The following is a 24,043-nucleotide window of genomic DNA, read 5'->3' on the forward strand; positions in this document are numbered from 1 at the left end:
GGCGCGCTTTATGCGCTTTTGTCTTCGGGTTCCGGTAACCAATTCTGTCCTGGCGGTAACAAACTACTGAGCGGAAGGCGCACGACAATTTCCGTACCGCTCTGGGGGCCGGAAGATGACAGAAGCTTGAGGGTGCCGTCAAGCTGCTCCACACGTTCCTGAATGTTTCGCAGCCCGATTCCGTTGCCGCTGCGCATATTGTCCTGCGGGAGACCGCGCCCATTGTCCCGAATGGACATAGTGACGCCTTTTTTATGACCACGTAGATGGATCTCGACCCTGCTGGCCGCAGCATGGCGTTCGATATTGGTCAGGGCTTCCTGGGCGATTCTGTACAGGGCGATCTTGCTTTCCTGTTCCAGCCTGTTGCGGAAAACCACCGTGTGAAACTCTGTCTCGATCCCCGTGCGTGTCGCAAAGTCTTCGGTCAAAGCCTTCAGGGCAGGGCCCAGTCCAAGATCATCCAACACGCCTGGCCTCAGATCCCGGCTGATGCGACGTACTTCGCTGATTGCCGTTGTCAGATGTTCAATACCCTTTGTCAGCGGTTTTGCCGCTTCCTCGACATCCTGACGTTTTATGCGCCTCAGAGCGATGTCCAACGCGTATCTTACCCCGACCAGCATTTGACTGATTCCATCATGCAGCTCGCGCGCAACCCTGCCACGCTCTTCCTCCTGCGCGTCCAGCACCCGTTGGGTCAGCTCTTTCAGCTTGGCATCAGCCAACCGTCGTTCCCGGATGTTCAGGACCATACCTGTGGCAAAGACGATCACCAGCGCAATGATCGTAATGCCGCCAATATAGTAAAAGGTGCGTTGAATTCTGTGTTCCACATCGGCCCGGGCCGATGCGACCGTTTCCAGAACGTCGTCGATAAAAACCCCTGTGCCCAAAGCCCAACGCCAGCTTTGAAACCCTACAACATAGGAAATCATCTGGGCCTCTTCCCCTGTTGACGGTTTGGGCCACAAAAACGTATGCCAACCGGCGCCTTGGCGGGCAATATTGATCAGCTCGTCCACCACCTGCGTGCCCTGGCTGTCCGTCAAGCCTGACCAGTTCTTGCCAATAAGAGAGGTTTGTCGCGGACTGACGATATTGTTGCCGTCGTAGTCATACACAAAGAAGAAACCGTCATCTCCATAGATCATCGCGGCCAGGATCCGCGCGACCTGGCGTTTGGCTTCCTCGTCATTTGGGGCAGCCGAACCGTAAATATAGTAAAAGCCGTTACGGGCCTGGGTGACGTAATTCCGCAGCTCCGCTTTTTTGGCCTCAAGCAACTGGGTTTCCAATGCCGCAATCTCCCGCTCAGCCAGTTGCCGGGACTGAAAGGTCACCAAAACGGATATCGCCGCCGCAGCCAGTATAAGAGGCAAGGCCGCCAGCAGAGACAGCTTCTGGCCGTAGGACGGGCGGAAGAATGGGAAAAGGTTACGCATGTATAGATTCGATATGCGATCGGCGGATTTTTGCAAACCCATGCATTAGTTTTTTTGCCCATCTGAGAAAAAAACACCAAATATGACTTTGTATTATTGTTTGATTACAGTGTTTTGGTGGTTTTGCGGAGGCGTCTACCGAGTACTTGGTATTCACATGAATTTTTCCACCGCTAGGGTGTCTGAACTGAAAATGAACTGCCATGGATCTATGGCAGTAGGACTTTTGGGAGGAAATTCATGGATCGTCGTTCTTTTCTGAAGACGTCTGCGCTGGGTGGCGGTGCCGCCGCTGCAACCACTCTGGCTGCGCCTGCATACGCGCAGGGCAACCGCAAGCTGACAATGGTCACATCCTGGCCGCGCGGCTTCGCGGTTCTGGACGATGCGGCAAGCTATATGGAAAAAATGGTCGGTGAGCTGTCTGGCGGCTCTTTGACCATTGATAAAAAAGCACCGGGCGAACTGGTGGGCGCGCTGGAAGTGTTTGACGCTGTAACCTCTGGCCAAGCGGATATGTATCACTCTGCCGACTACTACTTTATCGGACAGCACCCGGGCTATGCGTATTTCACCGCCGTTCCGTTTGGTGGTACTGCACAGGAAGTCTCGAACTGGTACTATCACGGCGGCGGTGAAGAACTGCACGACGAACTGGGCGAGATCTTCAACCTGAAGGGCCTGATCGCAGGCAACTCTGGTTCGCAGTCCGGTGGCTGGTTCTCCAAGGAGATCAACTCTGCCTCTGACTTCAATGGTCTGAAGTTCCGTATGCCGGGTCTGGGCGGCAAGGTTCTGGGTAAACTGGGCGCATCCGTTCAGAACATTCCTGGCGGCGAACTGTATCAAGCGCTGTCTTCTGGCGCCTTGGACGGTCTGGAGTGGGTTGGGCCGATGGCCGACGAGCGCGCCGGCTTCCAGGAAGTTGCAAAAGTGTACTACACCGCGGGCTTCCACGAGCCGGGTTCGGCGCTGTCGTCCTCTGTGAACCTGGATGTATGGAACGAGCTGTCCGATCAGCACAAAGCGATCCTGCGTTATGCATCTATGGCAGTGACCCAGTACCAGCTGGCTGAAACCCTTTCCAACAATGGCGCGGCACTGGCCCGTCTTCAGGCGCAAGGTGTGCGTACACTGCAATTCTCGGACGATGTCTGGGATGCGTTTGGCAAAGCCTCTGCCGAAGTCATGGACGAAAACATGGGCGACGAACTGTTCGCAAAGATCCGCAACTCCTTCGAGGCTTCGCTGGCGACCTCTGCGGACTGGATCAACAAATCGGACGGTTACTACGTTCAACAGCGTATCCGCGTTCTGGGCGGCTAAACCCAGCCTAAGATGCGACGGAAGCCCCTTCATGGGGCTTCCTCTGTTTATGCATTAAGAAAATGTGAAGCGATCCCCGTAAAACCGGGGGCAGACAGGAGGGGACATGCAAGAAGCAGCCTCTGCAGGCTTTGGTGGCGCGATCCTGACCGTTCTGAGCGGTCTCTGGTGGGTCCTGAAGAACCTTGGCGAAGCCTATTACAACATCGCCTATGCTATAACTCACCCGTCGCTCTGGCTGGATTGGTCAGACAAACAAGCGATTATGCGCTTTGTTTACTACGGCGGATCGGTTGAGTTTTTCTTTGCTGTCATGGCCATCGTGGTCGTGTTTACCGCAATTGGCCTGTATCATCGTCCCTTCATGTGGGGCTGTGTCCGGGTGCTGGAAGGTTTTGCAAACGGCATCGGCCGTTTCTTTGCCTGGGCGGGGCTTCTGCTGGTTGTGCAGCAAATCATTATCGTCTTTATGCAGCGCATTTTTACCCGGCCGGACATCGTGTTTGGTGTGGGTGTGCCGCTGCAATTTGACATCAGCTGGTACGCGGAAGAGCTGAAACTCTACAACGCGTTGGTTGTTGCCCTTTGTGTGTCCTACACATTTGTCCAAGGTGGGCATGTGCGGGTCGATCTGGTTTATTCTGCTGTCAGCCACCGTACGAAACGCGCAATCGACATGTTTGGATCACTGATCTTTATGCTGCCGATTGCCACGTTGATCTGGATGTATGGCTGGTTCTTCCTGTGGCGTCACCTGATCGTGCCAAAGCCATCGGCTTCGGATGCGCTGGATCGTCTGCTGCTGAAGTCGCGTGCCCTGCGCTGGAATGTGGAGACCATAGGCTTCAGCCCCAACGGCTTTACCGGATACTTCCTGTTCAAGATCCTGTTGGTTGCCTTTGCCGGCATCGTATTCATCCATGCAATCGCGTTCTTCTACCGCTCCTTCCTGGAATTCATCGAAGGTCCGGCCAGCGAGAACAAATACCTCGACAAGGATTCCCTTGGCGAAGGTGAAGAAGCCTATGAAGGCGCTCATTAATCTGAGGGACAACGGATATGCTATTCGGTCTTGATGGCGTCGAAATCGGCCTCATTATTGTATTCTTCTGCCTCTTCGGAGGCATCCTGTCCGGTTTCCCGGTGGCCTTTGCCATCGGTGGCGCGGGGATCATCTCTTTTGGTATCATCGCCGCGCTGGACAGTGCGGGCCTGTTGATCCACCAGGCCATTGACACCAACAGCGATGTCTATCGTGAGCTGGTCAGCTCGGGCGTTAAGCCCGATATCATATCGATCTTCCGATACCCGGACTTGCCGCGCATCGCTGAGCCTGTGTTTGTTCAGGGTTGGGAAACCGCTCTGGATCGCAATGTGTCGTTCATTGTGAACCGCATCAACGAGCGTGTTTTGGCGGGGGCGTCAATTGAGACCCTGCTGGCGGTTTTGATGTTTGTTCTGATGGGCATCACTCTGGAACGGTCCAAGATCGCAAACGACCTTCTGACCACAATGGCGCGCGTCTTTGGCCCGCTGCCCGGTGGTCTGGCCGTTTCGATTGTTGTTGTTGGTGCCTTCCTGGCGGCCTCCACTGGTATCGTTGGTGCAACCGTAGTGACCATGGGGCTTCTGGCTCTGCCGACGATGCTGCGCAACAATTACAGCCCTGAACTGGCCACTGGTGTGATTGCGGCCTCTGGCACATTGGGTCAGATCATTCCGCCATCCATCGTGATTGTTCTGCTCGGCACCCTGGCGGGGGATCTCTACTCCACTGCGCAGGAAGCCCGTGCGCGCGAGGCCGGTTGTACGGACGCGCTGACCTATCTGGGTGAGCCCGCGGTAGTGTCCGTGGGGACATTGTTCCAGGCGGCGCTGCTTCCAGGGATCATGCTGGCGCTTTTGTATGCGGGCTATGCCTTTGTCTATGCGTTGATGAACCCGGAAAAAGCCCCGGCGGTTGTGCTCGAAGGAGGCTCCAATGAACCTGTGACCCGCAGCGAGGCGTTTACCTGGTATCTGGGTATTCCGATCGCCATTATCGCCGGCGCGCTGTTGCTGGGGACATTGGACATTATCGGTAGCCAAAGCACGGTTGTCTCCAGCTTCTCCGAGGCGGGGCAAGGTGCTGCACTGCGTACAAATGTAGGTGCGCAATGTCAGGCGGCGATGATTGAACTGCATGGTCAAGCCGCGTGGGACGCAGCTGTTCTGGAACAGGCCGCGTTGGACGCAGCAGGTGGTGTTGAGCAAGCCCGCCAGCTGACAGCGGATGAGATCGAAGCCAACCGGATTGCAATGATCGAAAACGCCGCGCCTATCGGAACAGGTATGGCGACGCTGATCGTGTTGTTTGGTCTGACCCTTGCAATTGGTCGTGGGGTCTCTCCGTCACGTGACGCCAAGCCGTTGATCCTTGGCGCGATTGGCTTGCTGTTGCTGGCACTTGTCGATGTTCTGCTGATCCAGCCGACCACATCGGCCAGCGGTACGGTTGCCTTGATGGCGATCCCGACAGCGCTGGCGCTTTATGGCGTGCGCGAGGCTGCAATCCGCTGCGCTCAGAATGATCTGATCCGCGTGGTTTTCCCGCCACTGGTTCTGATCATCGCTGTGCTGGGCTCCATCCTGGGGGGTATTACCAATCCGACGCCTGCGGCAGCGCTGGGTGCTGGGGGAGCGATCATGCTGGCGGCCTATCGTCGGCTCAAGGAAGAAGGCCAATCCGGTTCGATCATCATCTGGGCGACGCTGGCCATTGCCGTTTCGGTTCTGATTGGTGTGAACTTTGATCTCCGTATCAACCAAGGCGGCGCAAGCGCCGAGAGCTGGGCTGCTTTCTTTGTCGCCTATGCATGCTATATGTATGCGCTTTTTGGCCTGATTTATGGGTGCTGGGTTCTGTACAAAGGCGGCGTTCTAACCCCGGTGGTGCGGGAAACGGCCAAGGTGACCTCGATGGTTTTTACCATCCTCATCGGCTCACAGCTGTTGAACCTGGTGGTAATCTCCTTTGGAGGTGAACATTACATCCAGCAGTTCCTCAAGAGCTTTGACAATGAGCTGACGGTCTTCCTGATCGTTATGGTGGTTCTGTTTATCCTCGGTTTTGTTCTCGACTTCCTCGAGATCATCTACATCGTGATCCCGATTGTGGGGCCTGTGATCTATGGCGGGTCGTTTGATCCGAAATGGGTGACCATCATGATCGCGGTGAACCTGCAGACCTCCTTCCTGACACCGCCCTTTGGCTTTGCGCTGTTCTACCTGCGCGGGGTGGCACCAAAAGAGGTCACAACGGGCCATATCTACCGCGGGATCCTGCCGTTTGTGCTGATCCAGGTCGCTGGGCTGGGAATCCTGTGGTTGTTCCCAACCATCGTGACCATTGTGCCGGCGTTGATCCCGAATTGATCACAGGATGTTTTGAAAACGACAAAGGGGCCCTTGATGGGCCCCTTTTTTATGGCTTGGATTTCAGCTCCAACAGATCCCAGCGATTGCCAAAGGGATCGCGCCAGACTGCGACGGTTCCATAGGGTTCATGGCGCGGCTCTTCCTCGAACTCTACGCCCTCGGCCAGCATCTGTGCGTGGTCGCGGGCAAAGTCATCCGTTGTCAGAAACAGTCCAACACGGCCACCAAACTGATTGCCGATGGCGGCTTCCTGTCGCGCGCCATCTGCGCGTGCCAGAATCAATCCGCCGACCAGTGCCCCGGGAGGCAGGATCCGCACCCAACGCTTGTGCCCTTGGTCTACGTCTTCGGCCAAGGTCCAACCCAGCGTTCCGCAATAAAAAGAAATCGCCGTGTCATAGTCTGGAACAACCAAAGACACCGCGTGAAGTGCTTGCTTCATGATTTGTCCGGAAGTGGTGGCAGCTGGATATTGGCAACCTGTTCCGAAATCGGGTCTCGTGTATAGGGCTGGCTTTCCTCGATTACCTTTTCCGGGTCTTCCAGAACTTCCCAGCGTCCCTGCCTATATATCTCGAGACCAGAGAATTTGGCCTTATATCCCATTTTCTCACTGCCAGGCACCCAATAGCCCAGATAAACATAGGGCAGCCCAGCATCACGTGCGATCTGGATGTGGTCCAGGATCATATAGGTGCCAAGCGAATTCTGGGGCAGGCTTGGGTCGTAGAAAGAATAGACCATGCTAACCCCGTCCTCCAGAACGTCGGTCAAGGACACGGCCGTCAGCTTTTGTGTGGTTTCGTCTACATATTCGATTACCCGGCTGCGGACCGGGGTTTCTTCAATCATGGCCGCGTATTCAAAAACATCCATATCCGCCATGCCGCCATCGGAATGGCGACTGTCAAGATAGGTGCGAAACAGCTCAAACTGATCTTCCGTAGCCCACGGCGAAGTGGCACGCCGTATCAGATTGGAATTGCGTTTCAAGGTCCGCTTTTGACTGCGTCGTGGTTTGAAGGCTTTGACGTCTATCCTGGCAGAGAGGCACGCGCTGCAATCCGCACAGGATGGGCGATACAATACGTTTTGTGAGCGGCGGAACCCCTGTTGGGACAGGGAATTGTTCAATTGCTCTACGCCGTCACCTTGCAGTGCCGTAAACAGTTTCCGCTCCATCCGGTTTTCCAGATAAGGGCATGGTTGAGGAGCTGTGACATAAAACTGTGGAGCGATGGGCAATGAATGGCGCATATGTATATGTTTTACATCCTAGACAGCAAAGCGATACCTAAAATGATAACAAGCCCGCTGTGTAACGCCAAGACACAGCGGGTTGAAATGGTTTATCGCTCCTTTCACGCTCTGCGATTGAGCATCACAGTGCCAACAAACATATCGCCAAGGCTTTGTCCTTGGGCGGTTGTAAGCATCAACACGATCGAGATCAGCTGAAGCGGAGCAAAAGCCAGCGCAACCGAATAGGCCAGTGTGTGCATGACGGCTTGCCCCAGGTTCAGGCGCGCGCCGCTCATATCGCGCAGTTCGATACCCGCAAACCGCATGCCCCAGGTGGCTGACCCGTTGGCAAGCGTGACGATGCGATAGGCAAAGCCCACCATAAGAAACAGAGCGCCCAGAAAGAACAGTCCGATAAAAGCGGTGCCCACCACAATCGCTGCGCAGATACCACAAATAATCAGACCGTCGACAAACCAGGCAAATAGGCGTTTGGCCGGGACCGAGGCATAAAATTCCGGTGCATAGATAGGATCAGGCAGGGCAGGCATAGACTGATGTGTCCTTATACGTTCTGTGTGAGTCCGGGGGGCAATTGGGCCCCCGGACGGCTGTTGGTGACCCAAATTTACGCAGGCTTGGCGGCGCTGTCTTCTGCGTCCTGCTCGTCGGGGCGGGACGCGCGGTCATTCATGAACTGGTCGAATTCCGCCTTGTCCTTGGCTTCGCGCAGGCGGCTGAGGAAGGCTTCAAAGTCGTCTTGTTCCTGTTCAAGGCGGCGCAGGGTATCAGCTTTGTAGGCGTCAAATGCACTGTTGCCGCTGTTGCCGCGGCTAAAACGGGATGCCGTGTGGCGTGTGCGGGAACGTGTGCAGCTGTGTCCAAACATTTTCTTGCTCCAGATCATGTAAAACAGAAGGGCGAGGCCAACGGGCCAGAAAAAGACAAAGCCCAGTACCATTGCGGCAATCCAGGCGCCTTTTCCCTTTTCATCCAGCCAGGTTTCGCAGCGAGTGAACCACCCTTGGGCATGGTGGGGGGGGACTGCGTTGTAAACGGTGGTCATCATACTCTCCAGGTTAAGTTCGATGTAAATGTCATTCACATTGCGTAATAGTGATATCGGAACCCAGTCCCGCGTATTCAAGAGTCTATGTTAAAATTATTTACATGGTCTAAGGTGTTCTGTTAGGTGATTGATATATATGGTTTATACGGGGCGTTGAATTGCCGCGCCGTCGGTGATTGACCTTCTGTTCGCCTCGGCGCAGGTTGGGTGTATGAACACCGCCCTTTATATCACCCGTCCGCCCCGCGCATTTGATCAGGCTCTTGGTCAGGAAACTCTGGCCGTGCTTCCCTGGCTTGCCCCCGAGCATCAGGAGCTGATCAAAGGCACTGCGGGAACAAGCCCATACCTGAAAAGCCTGATCTTACAGGAACGGGATTGGTTGCCAGAAGCGCTGGCTGCGCCGGAACAGGCCTTTGCGGATGTGATGTCAGAATTGCCAGGGATTGCGCCGGATCAACTGAAGCCAGATCTGCGTCGGGCCAAACGTCGGGTGGCATTGCTGACAGCGCTTTGTGACCTGGCCGGGCACTGGCCGTTGGAACGGGTAACAGCTGCCCTGTCCGATTTTGCAGCCCTCTCCGTGGATGTTGTCCTCAAATCCGAGATCGCAAAGCTCATTACCCGGAAGAAACTGCCGGGCCAGTCCGAGGATGGCATAGCCTCCGCAGCGGGGCTCTCGGTTCTTGCTATGGGGAAAATGGGCGCACATGAGCTGAATTACAGCTCTGACATCGACCTGATTTGTCTGTTCGACGAGACCCGTTACGACCCGGATGATTTTTATGAGGTGCGTCAGGCGATGGTGCGCGCAACGCGTAATATGTGCGGTATTCTCAGTGACAAGACGGCCGATGGCTATGTGTTCCGTACAGACCTGCGGCTGCGCCCTGATCCGTCTGTGACCCCGGTTTGTGTCGCTATGGAAGCGGCGGAACGCTACTATGAAAGCCTGGGCCGGACATGGGAACGTGCAGCCTATATCAAAGCGCGTGCCTGTTCCGGTGATATTGCAGCCGGTGAAAAATTCCTCAAAACCCTGCGCCCCTTTGTCTGGCGACGCCATCTGGATTTTGCAGCCATCCAAGACGCGCATGACATGCGCCTGCGCATTCGGGCGAACAAAGGCACCTATGGCAGTCTCGAAGTGCCCGGCCATGATATGAAACTGGGGCAGGGCGGTATTCGCGAGATTGAATTCTTTACACAGACCCGCCAGTTGATCGCGGGGGGGCGGGATCCGGATCTGCGCACGCGCGAAACGGTCAAAGGTCTGGCCGCGCTGGCTGAAAAAGGGTGGTTCGGGCAGGATGTGGCGGATGAGCTGAGCGATCATTACCGGGCCCATCGCACGGTGGAACACCGGATCCAGATGATCCACGACGCCCAGACCCACCGGATGCCAAAATCAGAGGATGGGGTTGCCCGTATTGCCTGCCTGATGGATCTCGACCCGCAGGAGTTGGTGGCTGACGTGGGGCGGCGCATTTTGGCGGTGCGGACCTTGGCCGATCGCTTTTTCGCCCCGGACAAGCGGGCGGTAGCCCCTCAATCATTGGAAACCCCTGAAGGTTTGGATGGCGATATCATTCGGCGCTGGCGGAGCTACCCTGCATTGCGGTCCGAAAGGGGCGCTCAGATCTTTGAGCGGCTGCGCCCTGAATTGCTGTCACGTCTGTCCCGCACGGCGCAGCCCTCCGAGTCGCTTTTGGCTTTGGATGGGTTCCTGGCAGGTCTTCCGGCAGGCGTGCAGCTTTTTGCCCTGTTTGAGGCCAATCCGCAGCTGATTGATCTGCTGATGGACATTGTTGGGACTTCTCAGGAGCTTGCCGGGTTTCTTTCGCGTAACTCATCGGTTTTTGATGCGGTCATCGGGGGGGCGTTCTTTGATCCCTGGCCGGGAATTGCGGCGTTGCTTGACGAGATCACAGACCGTCTTGCGGCGGAGGACGATTATGAGACCAAATTGGACGCGGCGCGCGCCTGGTGCAAAGAATGGACATTCCGTATTGGTGTGCATCACCTGCGGGGGCTCATCACAGGAAGAGATGCAGGGGCACAATATGCGGAACTGGCAACCGTTGTCATTGCGGGGCTGACCCCTGTTGTCGTTGGGCAGTTTGCAACGAAACACGGGCCTCCCCCTGGGCGCGGTCTGGCTGTTCTTGGGATGGGGTCTCTTGGGGCTTGCCAGATGACGGCCAAGTCCGATTTGGATCTGATTGTCATCTATGACCCGCAGGAGGTCGAAAGCTCGGACGGGAAACGCCCGCTGGCGTCGCGTGTCTATTACGCGCGGCTGACACAGGCGCTGATTACGGCGCTGACGGCCCCCATGGCGCGCGGGCGACTTTATGAGGTGGACATGCGGCTGCGGCCTTCGGGCACCCAGGGGCCCGTGGCCACCAGCCTTGGCGCTTTTGACAATTATCAGCACAACGAAGCATGGATATGGGAGCATCTCGCGCTGACCCGTGCGCGGGTAATTTCGGGCGCGCCGGGGTTGGCCAATGACGTTGAAGTGATCCGCACTGATGTTTTGAAAAAGCCGCAAGCCCGCGACGCCGTGCTAAAAGAGGTTGCAGATATGCGTGCCCGGCTGTCGGCGGCCAAACAGCCCAAAGGTCCGCTGGACGTCAAAAACGGTGCTGGCCGCATGGTTGATGTTGAGTTGCTGGCTCAAACCGGCGCGCTTTTTGCAGGCGAGACAGCGCGAGGCATCGAGCTGGGATTGCAGGCGGCCCTGCGGTGCGGCTGGCTGGATGCTGACCAGGTTCAACAACTGGCCGACAGCTATGACCTGTATCGGGAGGTGCAGATGGCTGTTCGCCTATTAAGCGATAAGCCGCTGGATCTTGGGGACATCGGGGAAGGGGCCGCTCGCTTCATTTGCCGTGTCTCGGGCAAGGACAGTATGGAGGATCTGGTGCAGGATTTGGAACAGAAGTATCAAGTTTGCCAACAGATCGCAGACTCGGTTTTGGCAACACAGGCAGATCAATGACGGACCTTTTGCATCTCGACCCTAAAGGGCTGTTCCGGGAAAGCTATCGCATAGACGAAATAACGGATGAGCAATGCCGCAGTATCTTTTTGGACTGGGCGCTCAGCCTGCCTGACGGGACGGATGCCAAAGATGCGCTGCGCTTGGTGCTTGAGACATTCGAGCCGGAGCACCCGAACCACCCGATGACCGATGTCTTGAAAGGGGGGCTGCAGGATATGGGCCGCCCGAAGCGGCGCGGAGGATGGCGTAGTCGACCACGATAAGGGGGGCAAAGCAGCGCTTAGCTCTTTTCCACAGCGAGACATCTGGGTAAGAGGGCTTATGACAGATCCAAGCTCTGCGCCCATGCGCCCCCGTATCAAGCTGAAACCCAAAGCAAATGCCCGCGCGCTGCGTCACGGGTTTCCGTGGGTGTATTCCAACGAGTTGGTGACCGATCGCAGAACGCGCAAGCTGGAGCCCGGAACCTTGGCAGTGCTGGAAGATGAAGCCCAGCGACCCCTTGGGGTTGTCGCGGTGAACCCGGACAGCAAGATCATTGCGCGGATGCTGGACCGTGACCCCGAGGCGCAGATTGACCAGAACTGGTTTGAAACCCGCATCGCGCGCGCCTTGGCTTTGCGGACACAGCTTTATGAAGATCCTTTCTATCGCTTGATCCATGCCGAAGCGGATGGTCTGCCTGGGGTCATCATTGACAGGTTTGGAGACACCTGCGTCGTGCAGCCAAACGCCGCTTGGGCAGATGCGCATTTGGCGGAGCTGACCGCAGCGCTTGCCGCGGTAACAGGATGTGAAACCATCCTGAAGAACGCGTCAGGACGGACGCGGTCATTGGAAGGGTTGGATGACGCGGATCAAGTTATGATTGGCTCTGCGCCCGATGCACCAGTTCCGGTTTCGATGAATGGCGCGACGTATATGGCGGATCTAACGGGCGGGCAGAAAACGGGTTTGTTCTTTGACCAACGCGAGAACCACGCCTTTGCCGGGCGTTTGGTTGCTCCGGGTGCTCGGGTTCTGGATGTGTTTTCCCATGTCGGAGGCTTTGGCCTTGCGATGCTGGCCGCTGGTGCAGCGCAGGCGACTTGTGTGGACGGTTCGGCTGCCGCGCTTGAACTGGCTCAGATGGGGGCTGCGGCCAGCGGGTTTGGCGATCGTTTTACCGCTCGTCAGGGGGATGCCTTTGAAGTCCTCACTGCGCTGGGCGCGGAAGGGGCGCAGTTTGATGTGGTCATCTGTGACCCGCCCGCTTTTGCTCCTTCCAAGATCACGCTTGAAGCCGGGTTGCGCGCTTATGAACGTGTGGCCAAACTGGCGGCACCGCTTGTGGCACCGGGCGGATATTTGGGCCTGTGTTCCTGCTCGCACGCAGCAGAGCTGACCAAGTTCCGCAACGCCTCCGCACGCGGTATCGGTCGCGGTGGGCGGCGTGGACAGCTATTGCACACGGGCTATGCGGGGCCGGATCATCCACAGATGCCTCAGCTGGCCGAAAGCGGCTATCTGAAAGCTGTGTTCTTCCGTTTGGATTAATCGCGTGAAGCTGCTTCTGGACACATGTGTGATCTATCCGACTGTGATGCGCGAGATGCTCCTGGGCGCAGCCCAAGCCGGGCTTTTCACGCCGTTGTGGTCCGCGCGTATTTTGGAGGAATGGTCCCGCGCGGCGCGTAAACTTGGGCCAGAAGGCGAAGCACAGGCACGTGGTGAAGTTGCGATGCTGCGGGCAATCTGGCCAAAGGCCGAGGTCGCGCCTGCTGCCGGGCTGGAAGCACGGTTGTGGCTGCCGGATTCAGCGGACATCCATGTGCTTGCAGCGGCGATTGCGGGCCATGCGTATGGAATCGTTACGGTAAACAACAAGGATTTTCCCCGCCACACTTTGACGGAGGAAGGGCTGACCCGGCACACGCCGGATGAGCTTCTATATGGGTTTTGGTTGGACCAACCGGCGAAACTGGAAGCAGTCGGAGCGAAGGTGCTGGCAACCGCAAACAGCATGTCAGAAGAAGAATGGGACATCCGCAGATTGCTCAAAAAGGCGCGTCTGCCGCGTCTGGCCAAAGCTTTGGCGCAAGCCTAGGCAACGTCAGACAGGGGCATTCAGACGGGGGCATCTGGGACACAGTACTTAACTTCTTTAAAAACTGCACTCTCTGCAGTTTGATCTCGGTGGGGTTGTGATGCTAGCCCTGCTAGAAGCTTACAAACGACACTTGTTTTTGGGAATTGAAATATGACCAAGCGTTTTCCCCCTCTGCCTCTCGTTGCCCATACGCGCAAGGCAATCAAAATTTTGTCCCTGGCCGCGGTTGGTCTGGTGACGGCCTGCGCCGAAGCACCGGGACCCTCGGTGCCCTTTCAGGCTGGCAAAGGCCTGGATGATGCCAAAGCTGCCTTTGAGATCTGTGCACCGCAAGGCCCTGTGGGCGCCCGCCAGAACCTGACCGCGAGCTATTGGTTCAGCCCGCTGTGGGGAGGGGTTATTGTTGGTCCATTGACGATTGCAGCCACCGCCGACCAGATCCGCGAAAACGGTGCGCGCAACGCAGTAGACAAATGCCTGACCGAGCAAGGGTACACGCGGCGTGAGTTGACTGTCGAAGAGGTCAAATTCCTGAATGAGAGCGACGCATATGTGCGCGAGCTGTTCCTGGATCACCTGATCGCAGGCGGAAGCCTTGTTGCATTTGAGCGAGACACATTCGCCAACTAAGCGTCTCTTGCCCATTGCGTTTCAAGCTTTTCGAGCGCAGCAATGCGCTCGTCTGTCTTGGGGTGGCTCATCAACCAGGCGGGTGCCATGCCAGCACGGGACTGGGTTAGCGCGTCGAGCTTTCGGAACATTTCCTTTTGCGGTGCAATGCCAATACCCGCCTTGCTCAACAGCGCTGCGGCGTATTCGTCGGCCTCATATTCATCCCCGCGCGACAGCCGCGCCGCCAAGAGGTTGGTGAGCATCCCGGCGATCCATGGCCCGATGATCGGAATGAACCGCCCCAGAACCATCATCAAGGCCGTTCGCAGTGCGTTTTGTCCGGAAAAATCAATTGCGCGCCTGCGGGCATGGCCAAGGGCCACATGCCCCAGCTCATGTGCAATCACACTCCCCAGCTCTTCGGCGGTGACTTCGTTCTGCTGATACTTCCGGTAAAATCCGCGGGTGATGAAGATGCGCCCATCCGGGGCGGCCAGCCCGTTCGCCGGGTCGACTTCATAGATGAACACAGGGATGCGGGGAAGTTCCAAAGCCGCCGCCAACTGATCGGTCACCTGCTTTAACTTGCGATCCGCCAGTTCGGTGGACTTCTGGTCCAGCTCCTTGTGCGTGCGCCAGACAGACAGTCGATAGGTCACCAGACCATAAATCAGCGCGAGCAATATGGGCAAAAACTTCAGCATGGGTCTGATATGGGAGCGGGCACAGAAAAGGACAATAGCCGACCGCTTTCCACCCAATTTTTGCCTGAAAACGCGGTTAATTCAGAGTTAACGAGCAGCAAAAATGAGAATTGGAAACAATCATGCGACGTCTACTTTTGGGCGGGTATCACCTGTGCCTGCGCGGCCTAGCGATATTGGGTTTGCCGTTCCTGGTCATTCTGGGGCATCAAACGGGATTGCAGGCGCTTTCTGGCGGGGGCGAGGCGATCTGGCCAAATTTGATTCTGATATTGGGCACCTCTCCCTTGTGCCTGTTCTTTGCAATGCCACAGCTGTTGCCACGCCGGGTACGGCAGCCGGATGTGCGTGATCTTGGGCCTTTCCTGTTTGTGGGGCTTGGGTTTGTCGGCTTTGCTGTGATGAGTTTGGCGCAGGCTGCCATCCAAGGGTTGGACTTGCCGACCGATACGCTGGAACTTCTCGAAAAGGGAACTGGCGCGATTGCGATCCTGTTGGGCGGGGCGGCCGGCCTTCTGGCGCTGACCTTGTGTAATCAGGCCTTTGATCACGCCAGACTGCCAAATCAACCGGTTGAGCGCTGCTCCAGTCAGCCTTTGCGGCCCAGCACCGATGAACTCCGCGCTTTGCGTCATGCCAGGATGCGTGGAGTTTCGTTGTAATGGGAACCGAAAAGGTCTAGCGGCCCAGTTCCTTCATACCTTTTTCAAGGCCGGAGAGTGTCATGGGCACCATCCGGTCTTCAAAGATCTCCCGGATCATGCCGATCGAATGGGTGTTGCCCCAACGCTGTTCCTGCACAGGGTTGATCCAGAGGTTGGACGGCCAGTGCTCACGCGCACGTTCCAACCAGACCTGACCTGCCTCTTGGTTCCAGTGTTCATTGGCGCTACCGGGATAGGCGATCTCATAAGGGGACATCGAGGCATCGCCGACAAAGATGCATTTGTAGTCTGACCCGTAGGTGCGAAAGACGTCCCAGGTGGCGGTCTGCTGGTCCCATCGGCGACGGTTGTCACGCCAGACCCCTTCATACAGGCAGTTGTGGAAGTAGAAATACTCCAGATGTTTGAATTCAGTCCGCGCCGCTGAAAACAGCTCCTCCACCACTTTTATGTGCGGATCCATCGAGCCACCCACATCAAGGAACAAAAGAACTTTGACCGCATTATGTCGTTCTGGTCGCGTTTTGACGTCCAGGTAACCGTGTTCGGCTGTGGAGCGGATGGTGTTATCCAGATCAAGTTCTTCGCGCGCGCCGTCGCGCACCCAGCGACGCAGACGTTTCAGCGCAACTTTGATGTTGCGGGTGCCCAGCTCCACATCGCTGTCCAGATTGCGAAATTCGCGTTTGTCCCAGACTTTGACAGCCCGTTGATGGCGGCTTTCCTTCTGGCCGATCCGCACCCCCTCCGGGTTATAGCCATAGGCGCCGAAAGGAGATGTGCCGCCAGTGCCGATCCATTTATTCCCCCCCTGATGGCGGCCTTTTTGGTCCTCGAGACGTTTTTTCAGCGTCTCCATCAGCTTTTCAAAGCCCCCAAGCGCTTCGATCTCAGCTTTTTCCTCAGCCGACAGATGTTTCTCGACGATCTTGCGCAGCCATTCTTCCGGCAGGGCTACGGCCTCGGCCACTGCCTCCATGGGGATCTGTTCAAGGCCTTCAAATGTGGTTGCAAAGGCGCGGTCAAACCGGTCGATATGGCGTTCATCCTTTACCATGGCTGCGCGGGCCAGATAGTAAAACCCATCGATGTCATAGGTCACAAGGCCTGCCTTCAATGCCTCAAGAAAGGTCAGGTACTCCCGCAACGAGACCGGCACCGACTGGGATCTGAGGTTTTCGAAGAAAGGCTGAAACATCCGGCGGCCTTAGCTCAGAATACGATGTGCAAAAATTGTCACCGCCAGTCCCGAAAGCCCAAAGATGATGGCATAGACTGCTGCGTATTGGAGCATGTCCAGCTTGTTGCCGCCGCGTTTTTTCGCGCGCAGAGCGCCAAACGCAACGCCTGAGATCATAGGAAGTAGTACCAGCATATTATTTGAACCTCATAAGGGCTTTGGGTCGATAGAATGACGGGCGGGGGCAGGGCGGCTTAGCGGTTGCGGCGCGCCATAAAGGCGAGACGCTCGAATAGATGCACGTCTTGTTCGTTCTTCAGCAAGGCCCCATGTAGTCGCGGCAACGCATTTGCGCCATCCCGCTTCAGGTCCTCGGGCGACAGATCCTCTGCCAGCAACAGTTTGAGCCAGTCAAGCACTTCGGACGTGGATGGTTTTTTCTTCAGCCCTTGCGTTTCGCGGATGTCATAGAACTGCGTCAGCGCAGTTGTCAGAAGCGCTTCCTTGATGCCTGGGTGGTGAACCTCGACGATCTTTTTCATCGTGTCGGCATCCGGAAAACGAATGTAGTGGAAGAAACAGCGCCGCAGAAAAGCATCCGGCAGCTCTTTTTCATTGTTCGAGGTGATGATGATGATCGGGCGCTGACGTGCTGTTACCGTTTCGCCGGTCTCGTAGACATGGAATGCCATCTTGTCGAGTTCCTGCAAAAGATCATTTGGAAACTCGATATCCGCTTTGTCGATTTCATCAATCAGCAGCACGACTTTTTCGTCGGCCTCAAAAGCCTCCCAGAGCTTGCCTTTCTTGATGTAGTTCTTGACGTCGTGCACCCGCTCTTCACCCAACTGACTGTCGCGAAGTCGACTGACCGCATCATATTCATACAGCCCCTGTTGCGCGCGGGTTGTGGATTTCACATTCCATTCGATCATCCGAAGGCCAAGCGCCGTGGCCACCTGTTTGGCCAACTCTGTTTTGCCAGTGCCCGGTTCACCTTTGACCAGCAGTGGGCGCTCCAAAGTCACCGCTGCATTAACCGCGACTTTGAGATCATCAGTTGCAACATATTCTTTAGTGCCCTGAAAATGCATGTATTTCGCTCCCGGAACTTGAACTTGGACCACTTGTATGGTGTTAAAGGCCGTTTTAACCTCACGTTGGTAGGATTGTGTAGTGACAATTGATCCACGAGGGGATAAACGCAGCGGCATGGGACGCCATATGTTTGAGAACAGCAATAAAGAGACGGACATTATGGGCCAGACCGAAGGAGCCGAAATGAAGCAAGAAGTGTTTCTGCCGGATGACTATCGCCCGGCCGAAGATGAGCCTTTCATGAATGAAAGGCAGGTCGAGTACTTCCGACGCAAACTTATCAATTGGAAGCACGATATCCTTGCAGACAGCCGTGACACGATCGAGGGACTGCAGGATGGCACGCGCAACATTCCCGATGTTGCTGACCGTGCAAGCGAAGAAACCGATCGTGCGCTGGAACTGCGCACCCGTGACCGCCAGCGCAAGCTGGTTGCCAAAATCGATGCAGCTTTGCGCCGCATCGACGAAGGTGAGTACGGGTACTGCGATGTGACAGGTGAGCCTATTTCCCTTAAACGCCTGGATGCCCGGCCCATCGCAACGATGAGCCTGGAAGCCCAGGAGCGTCACGAGCGCCGGGAAAAAGTCCACCGCGACGATTGAAGTGCGCTTATCGCACACCGTATTATAAGTCGTTAAAGACGCCAGCGCTCTTTTGCTCTGGCGTCTTTTTCTTTATGAAGGGGGTGGGGGGCACGGAATTAGGTGTCATGGATCTCAAAGATCAGAAGATCGTTATTATCGGCGCTGGAATTGGCGGGTTGGCGGCGGCGTTGTCTCTGCGTGCTCATGGTGCACGGGTCACCGTTCTGGAGCAGGCCGAGGAAATCTCCGAAGTTGGCGCAGGGCTGCAGATTACACCCAATGGGGTCGCTGTAGTCAAGGCGCTTGGCTTGCAGGAACAGCTCGCGTGGAAGTCTCCGCGGTCCCATGGCGTAACCCTGCGAAAGCACAAAAATGGTGATGCGGTTGTTAAACTGGATTTTGATCAGTTTGCCGCGGATCAGCCGTATTATTTTGTGCATCGGTCGGACATAATCGGCATTCTGGCTGACGCTGCTCGGGGCGCGGGCGTTCAGGTGCGCTTGCTGCAACGTGTTCAGTCTGTTGAACCTGGACATCGGCCAACGGTTCAGTTGGCAAATGGCTCGTCCCTGTGTGCCGACCTTGTGGTTGGCGCCGATGGGCTTCATTCGTGTACGCGCGTGGCGCTGAATGGCGATGTGAAACCCTTTTTTACCGGACAGGTGGCGTGGCGTGCGATCGTCCCGAATACAGTAGGTCTTCCGCCTGAGGCGCAGATTTTTATGGGGCCAGGGCGTCATTTGGTTGCCTACCCGCTGCGGGACTGCAGTCATGTGAACCTTGTCGCGGTTCAGGAGCAGAGGGCTTGGGTCGACGAAGGATGGGCATTTGAGGACGATCCTCAAAATTTGCGCCGGGCGTTTTCGGCATTTGGTGGGGATGCGGGGCGTTTGTTATCTGCGGTGGAACGCACCGGGCTATGGGGTTTGTTCCGTCACCCGGTGGCGCAAACCTGGCAGTCCGGCGGTGTTGCGATTTTGGGCGATGCGGCCCATCCGACGCTCCCGTTTATGGCGCAGGGCGCCAATCTCGCTTTGGAGGATGCCTGGGTATTGGCGCAAAGCCTTCATACCGCTGATAGCATCGAGGTGGGATTGCAGCAGTATCAGATGCTTCGGCGCGCGCGCGCGCAGAAAGTGATTGACGCAGCCAACCGCAATGCCTGGAAATTCCACCTGCGTGTGCCTTTGTCCTGGCCTGCGCATCTGGGACTGAAGTTGACCGGTCAGCTTGCACCAGAAAAAATGGTGCGCCAGTTCGACTGGATCTACAGACACGACGTAACCGCTTGATGACTCAGGTGAAGGCGACGTCGGGCTCTCCCGCGCGGGCCATGCTTCGTCTGTTGGACGAAGTTGCCCCCTTGGGCATGGCGCTGCGCCAAGGCGCAGCGCGGCACCGCAGGGATCAGATGTCGATCTCGATCCAGACGGGGACATGGTCCGAAGGTTTCTCGCGACCGCGAATGTCTTTGTCAATCTGACAGTCCAGAAGTAAATCCGCAGCCTGCGGGCTCAGCAGAAAATGGTCAATCCGGATGCCGTCATTGCGATTCCAGGCGCCTGCTTGATAATCCCAGAAGGAGTATTGGCCAGGAGCCTGATTGCGGGCCCGGAAGGCTTCGGTCAGGCCGAGGTTGACCAGTCGCTGAAAGGCGGCGCGGCTTTCCGGCCTGTGCAACGCGTCTTCTTTCCAGGCTTCTGGCCGTTTGGCATCCTCGGCTTGGGGGATAATGTTGTAGTCGCCCGCCATGAGGAAAGGCGTCTCTTCCGCCAGCAAGGTTTCTGCGCGTTCTTGCAAACGCTGCATCCAGCGCAGCTTGTAGTCGTATTTGCCGCCGGGCATCGGGCTGCCATCGGATGTCAGCTCCACAGGGTTACCGTTGGGCAGGTACAGGCCACAAATCCGCAGGGCCTGTTTGCCAACCACGGTTGCCTCGATCCAGCGCGCCTGAACGTCTTCCTCATCGCCCGGCAGGCTACGTGTTACATCCTCCAATGGCATTTTGGATAGAATGGCCACGCCGTTGAAGCTCTTTTGCCCGTGGGTTTTGACAATGTATCCCCGGTCTTCGAACAGATCCCGTGGAAAAGCCTCATCCACGGATTTGATCTCTTGCAGGATGGCGATGTCAGGTTGTGCTTCATCCAGCCAGTCACACAGAGCATTCACCCGGGCCTTGATGCCATTGATGTTGAAGGTCGCGATTTTCATTCGGGGCTCTCCGCATTCTGGTTGCTTGTCTTGTCTATCGCCGATGCTCGGAAGCGGAGCAAGGGTACAGCTGGTGGAATTTGAAGACACTGAAACCGGGAATCACACGTTAAGGGGTAGCGATGGGCATTGCAGCAATCCATGGGTGCATAAGGGGTGTGGCGAAGGATCTTTGCAAAAATGTCTTGCGGATAATCTTGTGGAGGATATTTTAATAAAATCAATTAGTCCTTGATTGCTGAGGGCTTCGCCTGTGAGTATTTTGTGCAGCTTTCAATAAATTTCTAGGCGGAAAAATAAATTCATTGAATGAGTGTGATTTTTGGTTCGAACTCAGGTTGTGGTTCTGCAACTTAGGAGTTTAAAATGACTGCATTGAAAAAAGAAGAAATCGCCCGCACTGTTCGTGTTTCGGTGGACGCGTTTTCGGGCGAAGGTGTGAGCATGTTTTCCTCGGGCTCCTCTCCGGTTTCTGAAACGTCGGAATTTGATGGTGTTTCAACAGAGATGTTTTCTTCGGGTTCAGCCCCTGAGGCAACTGCGGACATCCGTTGCGGCGAAGCTGTGATGCTGTTTTCTTCCGGTAGCTAAGTCTTTGTTGCGCCGGGTGAATGCCCGGCGCAAACACACTGAGAGAAGGTGATTTATGGCAGAAGTTATTTCTCTTGCGGATCGGTTTCCGAGGCAGGCGACCTGTAATCCCTGTGATGCGCTTATTCACAGTTTCTCTCAATGCCGACGTGCGGAGAATGACGTTTTTTGGCTCAAAGAAAACGCAGAGCTGTTAAATATTTTGGAGTGCGCTCATAAAACGGAGGTGGAGTTGCCGTTGGATTTTTACGCTCCGTTTTATGATTCAGTGGGGAGGCGTATTTCTTTCTTTCGCCAATACTATCGGTTCTATCTTTCGATCTGTATGGATCTTGAGGATTTGGGAAATTGCGGCAACAAGGGAGAGCGCTTGGCGCAATGGGTGGACAGCCAACGCCTTGTTGATGCGGAACTCTCGGATTTGCAACGTGGAGAGGCTGAGCGTCTTCTGGCGCGCCGTAACGTCGGGACGCGGGATCCGGGGCTGTCGGATCGCCTGCGTTCGTTCATGCACCAAAGCGCCCGGTTTGCGATGCCGAATATCAAAATTGCATATGAGCTGACCCATATTGTTTTCTACTTGTCAGAATATGGTCGGGTGGACCCGGAGCTGCAGCCAGAGGCGCTGATCAGCTTGCACAACGTGGGAACTGTCGCCTTCTTGGATCAAAATATGGATTTGCTGGCTGAGGTCTGTATTGCGTTGCGATATGCCGGTGTCGTGGTGCCAGAGGCCTGGGAGTGTGCGCTGACCGCTTCTATGGCGAGATATCGATTTGATGCCAATGGGTTTGACGGTGCCCATGATGATTACCATGCCTATTTTGTCGGGGCGTGGTGGTCGATGACAGCTGGCCAAGGGGGCTTCACCCATCGGTTTCCAGGGGGGGCAATGGGTATTCACAGCGCAAAGGCACCTGGTGTTATGCGCCCATTATCCCATGTTATTTATAGCGATGAACATTTGGGATGCCTGCCGTGGTCGTCTGCGCGTGGTCGCGTTCTGGCAGCTTTGCCCGAACGCGAAGGTGCGCTGCTGCGGGACGCGGAAAGAAGCGCGCCTGACTTCGAACAATTCTACGAATATTTTGCCAGGGGCGGGCGCGCGATCTAGAGTATCCTGACTTGGCCCGTGGAATGCCCGCCGTTACAAACCCTACATTGAAAAGGATGTGCCGCAGCCGCAGCTTGCTGTTGCATTGGGGTTGTTGATCACAAAGCGCGCGCCAATCAACTCTTCTGAAAAATCGATGATCGCATCGGCCAAAAATGGCAGGGACACGCTGTCGACAACAACTTTTTCTCCATTGCCTTCGAGCACCAGGTCATCCTGTGACGGTTCATCCAGTTCGATCTGATATTGAAAGCCCGAGCAGCCGCCGCCTTCGACGGCAATACGCAGCGCCTGGCCCTGTGCGGCAGCGCCGATCTCAGCCAGTCTTTCAAAAGCCCGATCTGTGACTTTGGGGGGCATTTGCATATTATCTCTCCAATGCTGTGTTGCAGCGGAACTTAATATATAGAAAGGTGCAGGCTAGGCGACAAGATTACTTCAAGGAAAAGATCATTGACCTACGCGCCTTACGCTACCATGCCGGATCGTACCCGGGGACGCCGCATCTTTGAAGAAGAAAGCAGCTTCCGTTCTCCTTTTCAACGTGATCGTGACCGAATTATTCACGCCAGCGCCTTTCGCAGGCTCAAACACAAGACGCAGGTCTTTGTGGAGCACGAAGGGGACAACTATCGCACGCGGCTGACCCATTCGATCGAAGTTGCACAGGTTGCCCGCACCATCGCCGGCGCGTTGGGGGTGAACCAGGAGCTGACGGAAGCCGTCGCATTGGCCCATGATCTGGGGCATACGCCCTTTGGTCATACGGGTGAAGATGCGTTGCACGCGCTGATGGAGCCCTTTGGGGGATTTGACCACAACGCTCAGGCCATTCGTATCGTCACTTTGCTGGAAAAACACTATGCGGAGTTTGACGGTCTGAATCTGACCTGGGAAACTCTGGAGGCCATTGCCAAACATAATGGTCCGGTGGTGGGCGCGCTGCCTTGGGCGCTGGCGGCCTGCAATGCAGATATGGATCTGGAGCTGGAGACCCATGCCAGCACCGAAGCCCAGGTGGCGGCCCTTGCCGATGACATCGCTTATAACAATCACGACCTGCACGATGGACTGCGGGCAGGTCTTTTTACGGATGAGGACATCTCGACGCTGCCTATCATCCGCGATGCCTTTGCCGAAGTGGATCGCAAATACCCCGGTCTGGATACAACCCGACGTCGCCACGAGACGCTGCGGCGGGTTTTTGGGGTGCTGGTTTCTGACGTGATCGACACCACGCGCGCAAATTTGGACAATGCGGGTGCCGAGAGCGTCGAGGATGTCCGTGGTCTTGGCCGCCCTGTGGTCGCTTTCTCGGATGCGCTGTGGCAGGATTTGAAAATGATCCGCGCATTCTTGTTCACCCGTATGTACCGTGCGCCGTCGGTGATGGTTGTGCGCCGTCATGTGGCAACAGTGGTCGAGGATCTCTTCACGCATTATCTGGAAAACCCGATGGAGATGCCCGCGCGCTGGCATCCTGAAATTCAAGCCTGCCCGGACCAGTTGTCACGCGTGCGCCTGGTGTCTGATTATATTGCTGGGATGACGGACCGGTTTGCTCTGCAACTGCATGCGCAGATTTTTCCTGACCGCGCGGCGTCCTCACCGCTTTAGATCCCGGTTTGTAGCCGCCGGAGATGATCAAATCACATGGGAGAGCTTGACCCTGTGCCGGGGCG

At 56.1% G+C, this 24,043-nt stretch carries 25 protein-coding genes; 14 read left to right on the top strand and 11 right to left on the bottom strand.

Annotation, left to right across the window (positions count from 1 at the left end):
- Nucleotides 1-8 precede the first annotated feature (8 nt).
- A complete protein-coding gene (locus tag ACXAEW_RS13385; protein WP_474941790.1) occupies nucleotides 9-1,445 on the bottom strand; it encodes a cache domain-containing protein in 1,437 nt (478 codons plus the stop codon).
- Between the two features lie 240 nt (nucleotides 1,446-1,685).
- Here ACXAEW_RS13385 and ACXAEW_RS13390 point away from each other — a divergent pair, with 240 nt between their 5' ends.
- The 3 genes from ACXAEW_RS13390 to ACXAEW_RS13400 all read left to right on the top strand — a co-directional run bounded on the left by ACXAEW_RS13390 (nucleotide 1,686) and on the right by ACXAEW_RS13400 (nucleotide 6,185).
- Nucleotides 1,686-2,771 carry a TRAP transporter substrate-binding protein gene (locus ACXAEW_RS13390; protein WP_474941791.1) on the top strand — a complete coding sequence of 362 codons (1,086 nt, stop codon included), beginning with the start codon at nucleotides 1,686-1,688 and terminating at the stop codon, nucleotides 2,769-2,771.
- 106 nt (nucleotides 2,772-2,877) lie between these two features.
- Nucleotides 2,878-3,813: a TRAP transporter small permease subunit gene (locus ACXAEW_RS13395; RefSeq protein ID WP_474941792.1), complete on the top strand. Its 936-nt coding sequence runs from the start codon at nucleotides 2,878-2,880 to the stop codon at nucleotides 3,811-3,813.
- Nucleotides 3,814-3,830: 17 nt separating this feature from the next.
- Nucleotides 3,831-6,185 carry a TRAP transporter large permease gene (locus tag ACXAEW_RS13400; protein ID WP_474941793.1) on the top strand — a complete coding sequence of 785 codons (2,355 nt, stop codon included), beginning with the start codon at nucleotides 3,831-3,833 and terminating at the stop codon, nucleotides 6,183-6,185.
- A 49-nt stretch (nucleotides 6,186-6,234) separates the two neighbouring features.
- Here the strand turns inward: ACXAEW_RS13400 and ACXAEW_RS13405 are convergent, their stop codons facing one another.
- From ACXAEW_RS13405 to ACXAEW_RS13420, 4 genes are all read right to left on the bottom strand, one after another.
- Nucleotides 6,235-6,630, bottom strand: coding sequence for a VOC family protein (locus tag ACXAEW_RS13405; RefSeq protein WP_474941794.1), 396 nt, complete (start codon nucleotides 6,628-6,630; stop codon nucleotides 6,235-6,237).
- Complete coding sequence (locus tag ACXAEW_RS13410) at nucleotides 6,627-7,445, bottom strand: arginyltransferase (RefSeq protein ID WP_474941795.1); 819 nt, start codon at nucleotides 7,443-7,445, stop codon at nucleotides 6,627-6,629. Before ACXAEW_RS13410 ends, ACXAEW_RS13405 begins: the two co-directional genes overlap by 4 nt.
- Nucleotides 7,446-7,549: 104 nt before the next feature.
- Entirely contained in the window at nucleotides 7,550-7,981 is a 432-nt protein-coding gene (locus ACXAEW_RS13415; protein ID WP_474941796.1) for an RDD family protein, read from the bottom strand.
- A 77-nt stretch (nucleotides 7,982-8,058) separates the two neighbouring features.
- The gene (locus ACXAEW_RS13420; protein WP_474941797.1) at nucleotides 8,059-8,496 is read right to left on the bottom strand and encodes a DUF2852 domain-containing protein; all 438 of its coding nucleotides are present in this window, start codon (nucleotides 8,494-8,496) and stop codon (nucleotides 8,059-8,061) included.
- A gap of 214 nt (nucleotides 8,497-8,710) precedes the next feature.
- Between ACXAEW_RS13420 and ACXAEW_RS13425 the strand changes: the two genes are divergently transcribed.
- From ACXAEW_RS13425 to ACXAEW_RS13445, 5 genes are all read left to right on the top strand, one after another.
- Entirely contained in the window at nucleotides 8,711-11,503 is a 2,793-nt protein-coding gene (locus tag ACXAEW_RS13425; protein ID WP_474941798.1) for a [protein-PII] uridylyltransferase family protein, read from the top strand.
- Nucleotides 11,500-11,769, top strand: a complete 270-nt coding sequence (locus ACXAEW_RS13430; RefSeq protein ID WP_474941799.1) for a hypothetical protein — start codon at nucleotides 11,500-11,502, stop codon at nucleotides 11,767-11,769. The genes ACXAEW_RS13425 and ACXAEW_RS13430 overlap by 4 nt, the downstream gene beginning before the upstream one ends.
- A 58-nt stretch (nucleotides 11,770-11,827) precedes the next feature.
- Nucleotides 11,828-13,042 carry an RSP_2647 family RNA methyltransferase gene (locus tag ACXAEW_RS13435; protein WP_474941800.1) on the top strand — a complete coding sequence of 405 codons (1,215 nt, stop codon included), beginning with the start codon at nucleotides 11,828-11,830 and terminating at the stop codon, nucleotides 13,040-13,042.
- Between the two features lie 4 nt (nucleotides 13,043-13,046).
- Nucleotides 13,047-13,592 carry an RSP_2648 family PIN domain-containing protein gene (locus ACXAEW_RS13440; protein ID WP_474941801.1) on the top strand — a complete coding sequence of 182 codons (546 nt, stop codon included), beginning with the start codon at nucleotides 13,047-13,049 and terminating at the stop codon, nucleotides 13,590-13,592.
- A gap of 153 nt (nucleotides 13,593-13,745) precedes the next feature.
- A complete protein-coding gene (locus tag ACXAEW_RS13445) occupies nucleotides 13,746-14,225 on the top strand; it encodes a hypothetical protein (RefSeq protein WP_474941802.1) in 480 nt (159 codons plus the stop codon).
- On the opposite strand, the gene ACXAEW_RS13450 is transcribed toward ACXAEW_RS13445, so the two are convergent.
- Nucleotides 14,222-14,911, bottom strand: a complete 690-nt coding sequence (locus ACXAEW_RS13450; protein WP_474941803.1) for a M48 family metallopeptidase — start codon at nucleotides 14,909-14,911, stop codon at nucleotides 14,222-14,224. The two genes, ACXAEW_RS13445 and ACXAEW_RS13450, sit on opposite strands and share 4 nt — an antisense overlap.
- Nucleotides 14,912-15,033: 122 nt before the next feature.
- Here ACXAEW_RS13450 and ACXAEW_RS13455 point away from each other — a divergent pair, with 122 nt between their 5' ends.
- Entirely contained in the window at nucleotides 15,034-15,573 is a 540-nt protein-coding gene (locus ACXAEW_RS13455) for a hypothetical protein (RefSeq protein WP_474941804.1), read from the top strand.
- 16 nt (nucleotides 15,574-15,589) lie between these two features.
- On the opposite strand, the gene ACXAEW_RS13460 is transcribed toward ACXAEW_RS13455, so the two are convergent.
- Genes ACXAEW_RS13460 through ACXAEW_RS13470 form a run of 3 tightly spaced genes read right to left on the bottom strand, consistent with a single transcriptional unit; the run spans nucleotide 15,590 to nucleotide 17,850 of the window.
- A complete protein-coding gene (locus ACXAEW_RS13460) occupies nucleotides 15,590-16,774 on the bottom strand; it encodes a vWA domain-containing protein (protein WP_474941805.1) in 1,185 nt (394 codons plus the stop codon).
- A 9-nt stretch (nucleotides 16,775-16,783) separates the two neighbouring features.
- Entirely contained in the window at nucleotides 16,784-16,951 is a 168-nt protein-coding gene (locus ACXAEW_RS13465) for a hypothetical protein (protein WP_474941806.1), read from the bottom strand.
- 59 nt (nucleotides 16,952-17,010) lie between these two features.
- On the bottom strand, nucleotides 17,011-17,850 hold the full coding sequence (locus ACXAEW_RS13470; RefSeq protein WP_474941807.1) for an AAA family ATPase: 840 nt from the start codon (nucleotides 17,848-17,850) through the stop codon (nucleotides 17,011-17,013).
- A gap of 187 nt (nucleotides 17,851-18,037) precedes the next feature.
- On the opposite strand from ACXAEW_RS13470, the gene dksA reads away from it, so the two are divergent.
- Nucleotides 18,038-18,460 (top strand): RNA polymerase-binding protein DksA, encoded by a 423-nt coding sequence (gene dksA / locus ACXAEW_RS13475; RefSeq protein ID WP_474943036.1) that lies wholly within the window; start codon nucleotides 18,038-18,040, stop codon nucleotides 18,458-18,460.
- Between the two features lie 107 nt (nucleotides 18,461-18,567).
- Nucleotides 18,568-19,734: an FAD-dependent monooxygenase gene (locus ACXAEW_RS13480; protein WP_474941808.1), complete on the top strand. Its 1,167-nt coding sequence runs from the start codon at nucleotides 18,568-18,570 to the stop codon at nucleotides 19,732-19,734.
- Between the two features lie 115 nt (nucleotides 19,735-19,849).
- Here ACXAEW_RS13480 and xth read toward each other — a convergent pair whose 3' ends face one another.
- On the bottom strand, nucleotides 19,850-20,656 hold the full coding sequence (gene xth, locus ACXAEW_RS13485) for an exodeoxyribonuclease III (protein ID WP_474941809.1): 807 nt from the start codon (nucleotides 20,654-20,656) through the stop codon (nucleotides 19,850-19,852).
- 366 nt (nucleotides 20,657-21,022) lie between these two features.
- Between xth and ACXAEW_RS13490 the strand changes: the two genes are divergently transcribed.
- Entirely contained in the window at nucleotides 21,023-21,247 is a 225-nt protein-coding gene (locus ACXAEW_RS13490; RefSeq protein ID WP_474941810.1) for a hypothetical protein, read from the top strand.
- Nucleotides 21,248-21,302: 55 nt separating this feature from the next.
- A complete protein-coding gene (locus tag ACXAEW_RS13495; RefSeq protein ID WP_474941811.1) occupies nucleotides 21,303-22,361 on the top strand; it encodes a DUF6902 family protein in 1,059 nt (352 codons plus the stop codon).
- Between the two features lie 42 nt (nucleotides 22,362-22,403).
- Here ACXAEW_RS13495 and ACXAEW_RS13500 read toward each other — a convergent pair whose 3' ends face one another.
- Entirely contained in the window at nucleotides 22,404-22,727 is a 324-nt protein-coding gene (locus ACXAEW_RS13500) for a HesB/IscA family protein (RefSeq protein WP_474941812.1), read from the bottom strand.
- An 87-nt stretch (nucleotides 22,728-22,814) separates the two neighbouring features.
- On the opposite strand from ACXAEW_RS13500, the gene ACXAEW_RS13505 reads away from it, so the two are divergent.
- Nucleotides 22,815-23,978 (top strand): deoxyguanosinetriphosphate triphosphohydrolase, encoded by a 1,164-nt coding sequence (locus ACXAEW_RS13505; RefSeq protein ID WP_474941813.1) that lies wholly within the window; start codon nucleotides 22,815-22,817, stop codon nucleotides 23,976-23,978.
- Nucleotides 23,979-24,043: the final 65 nt, after the last annotated feature.

The organism is Epibacterium sp. ABZ3_068, from assembly GCF_056159265.1.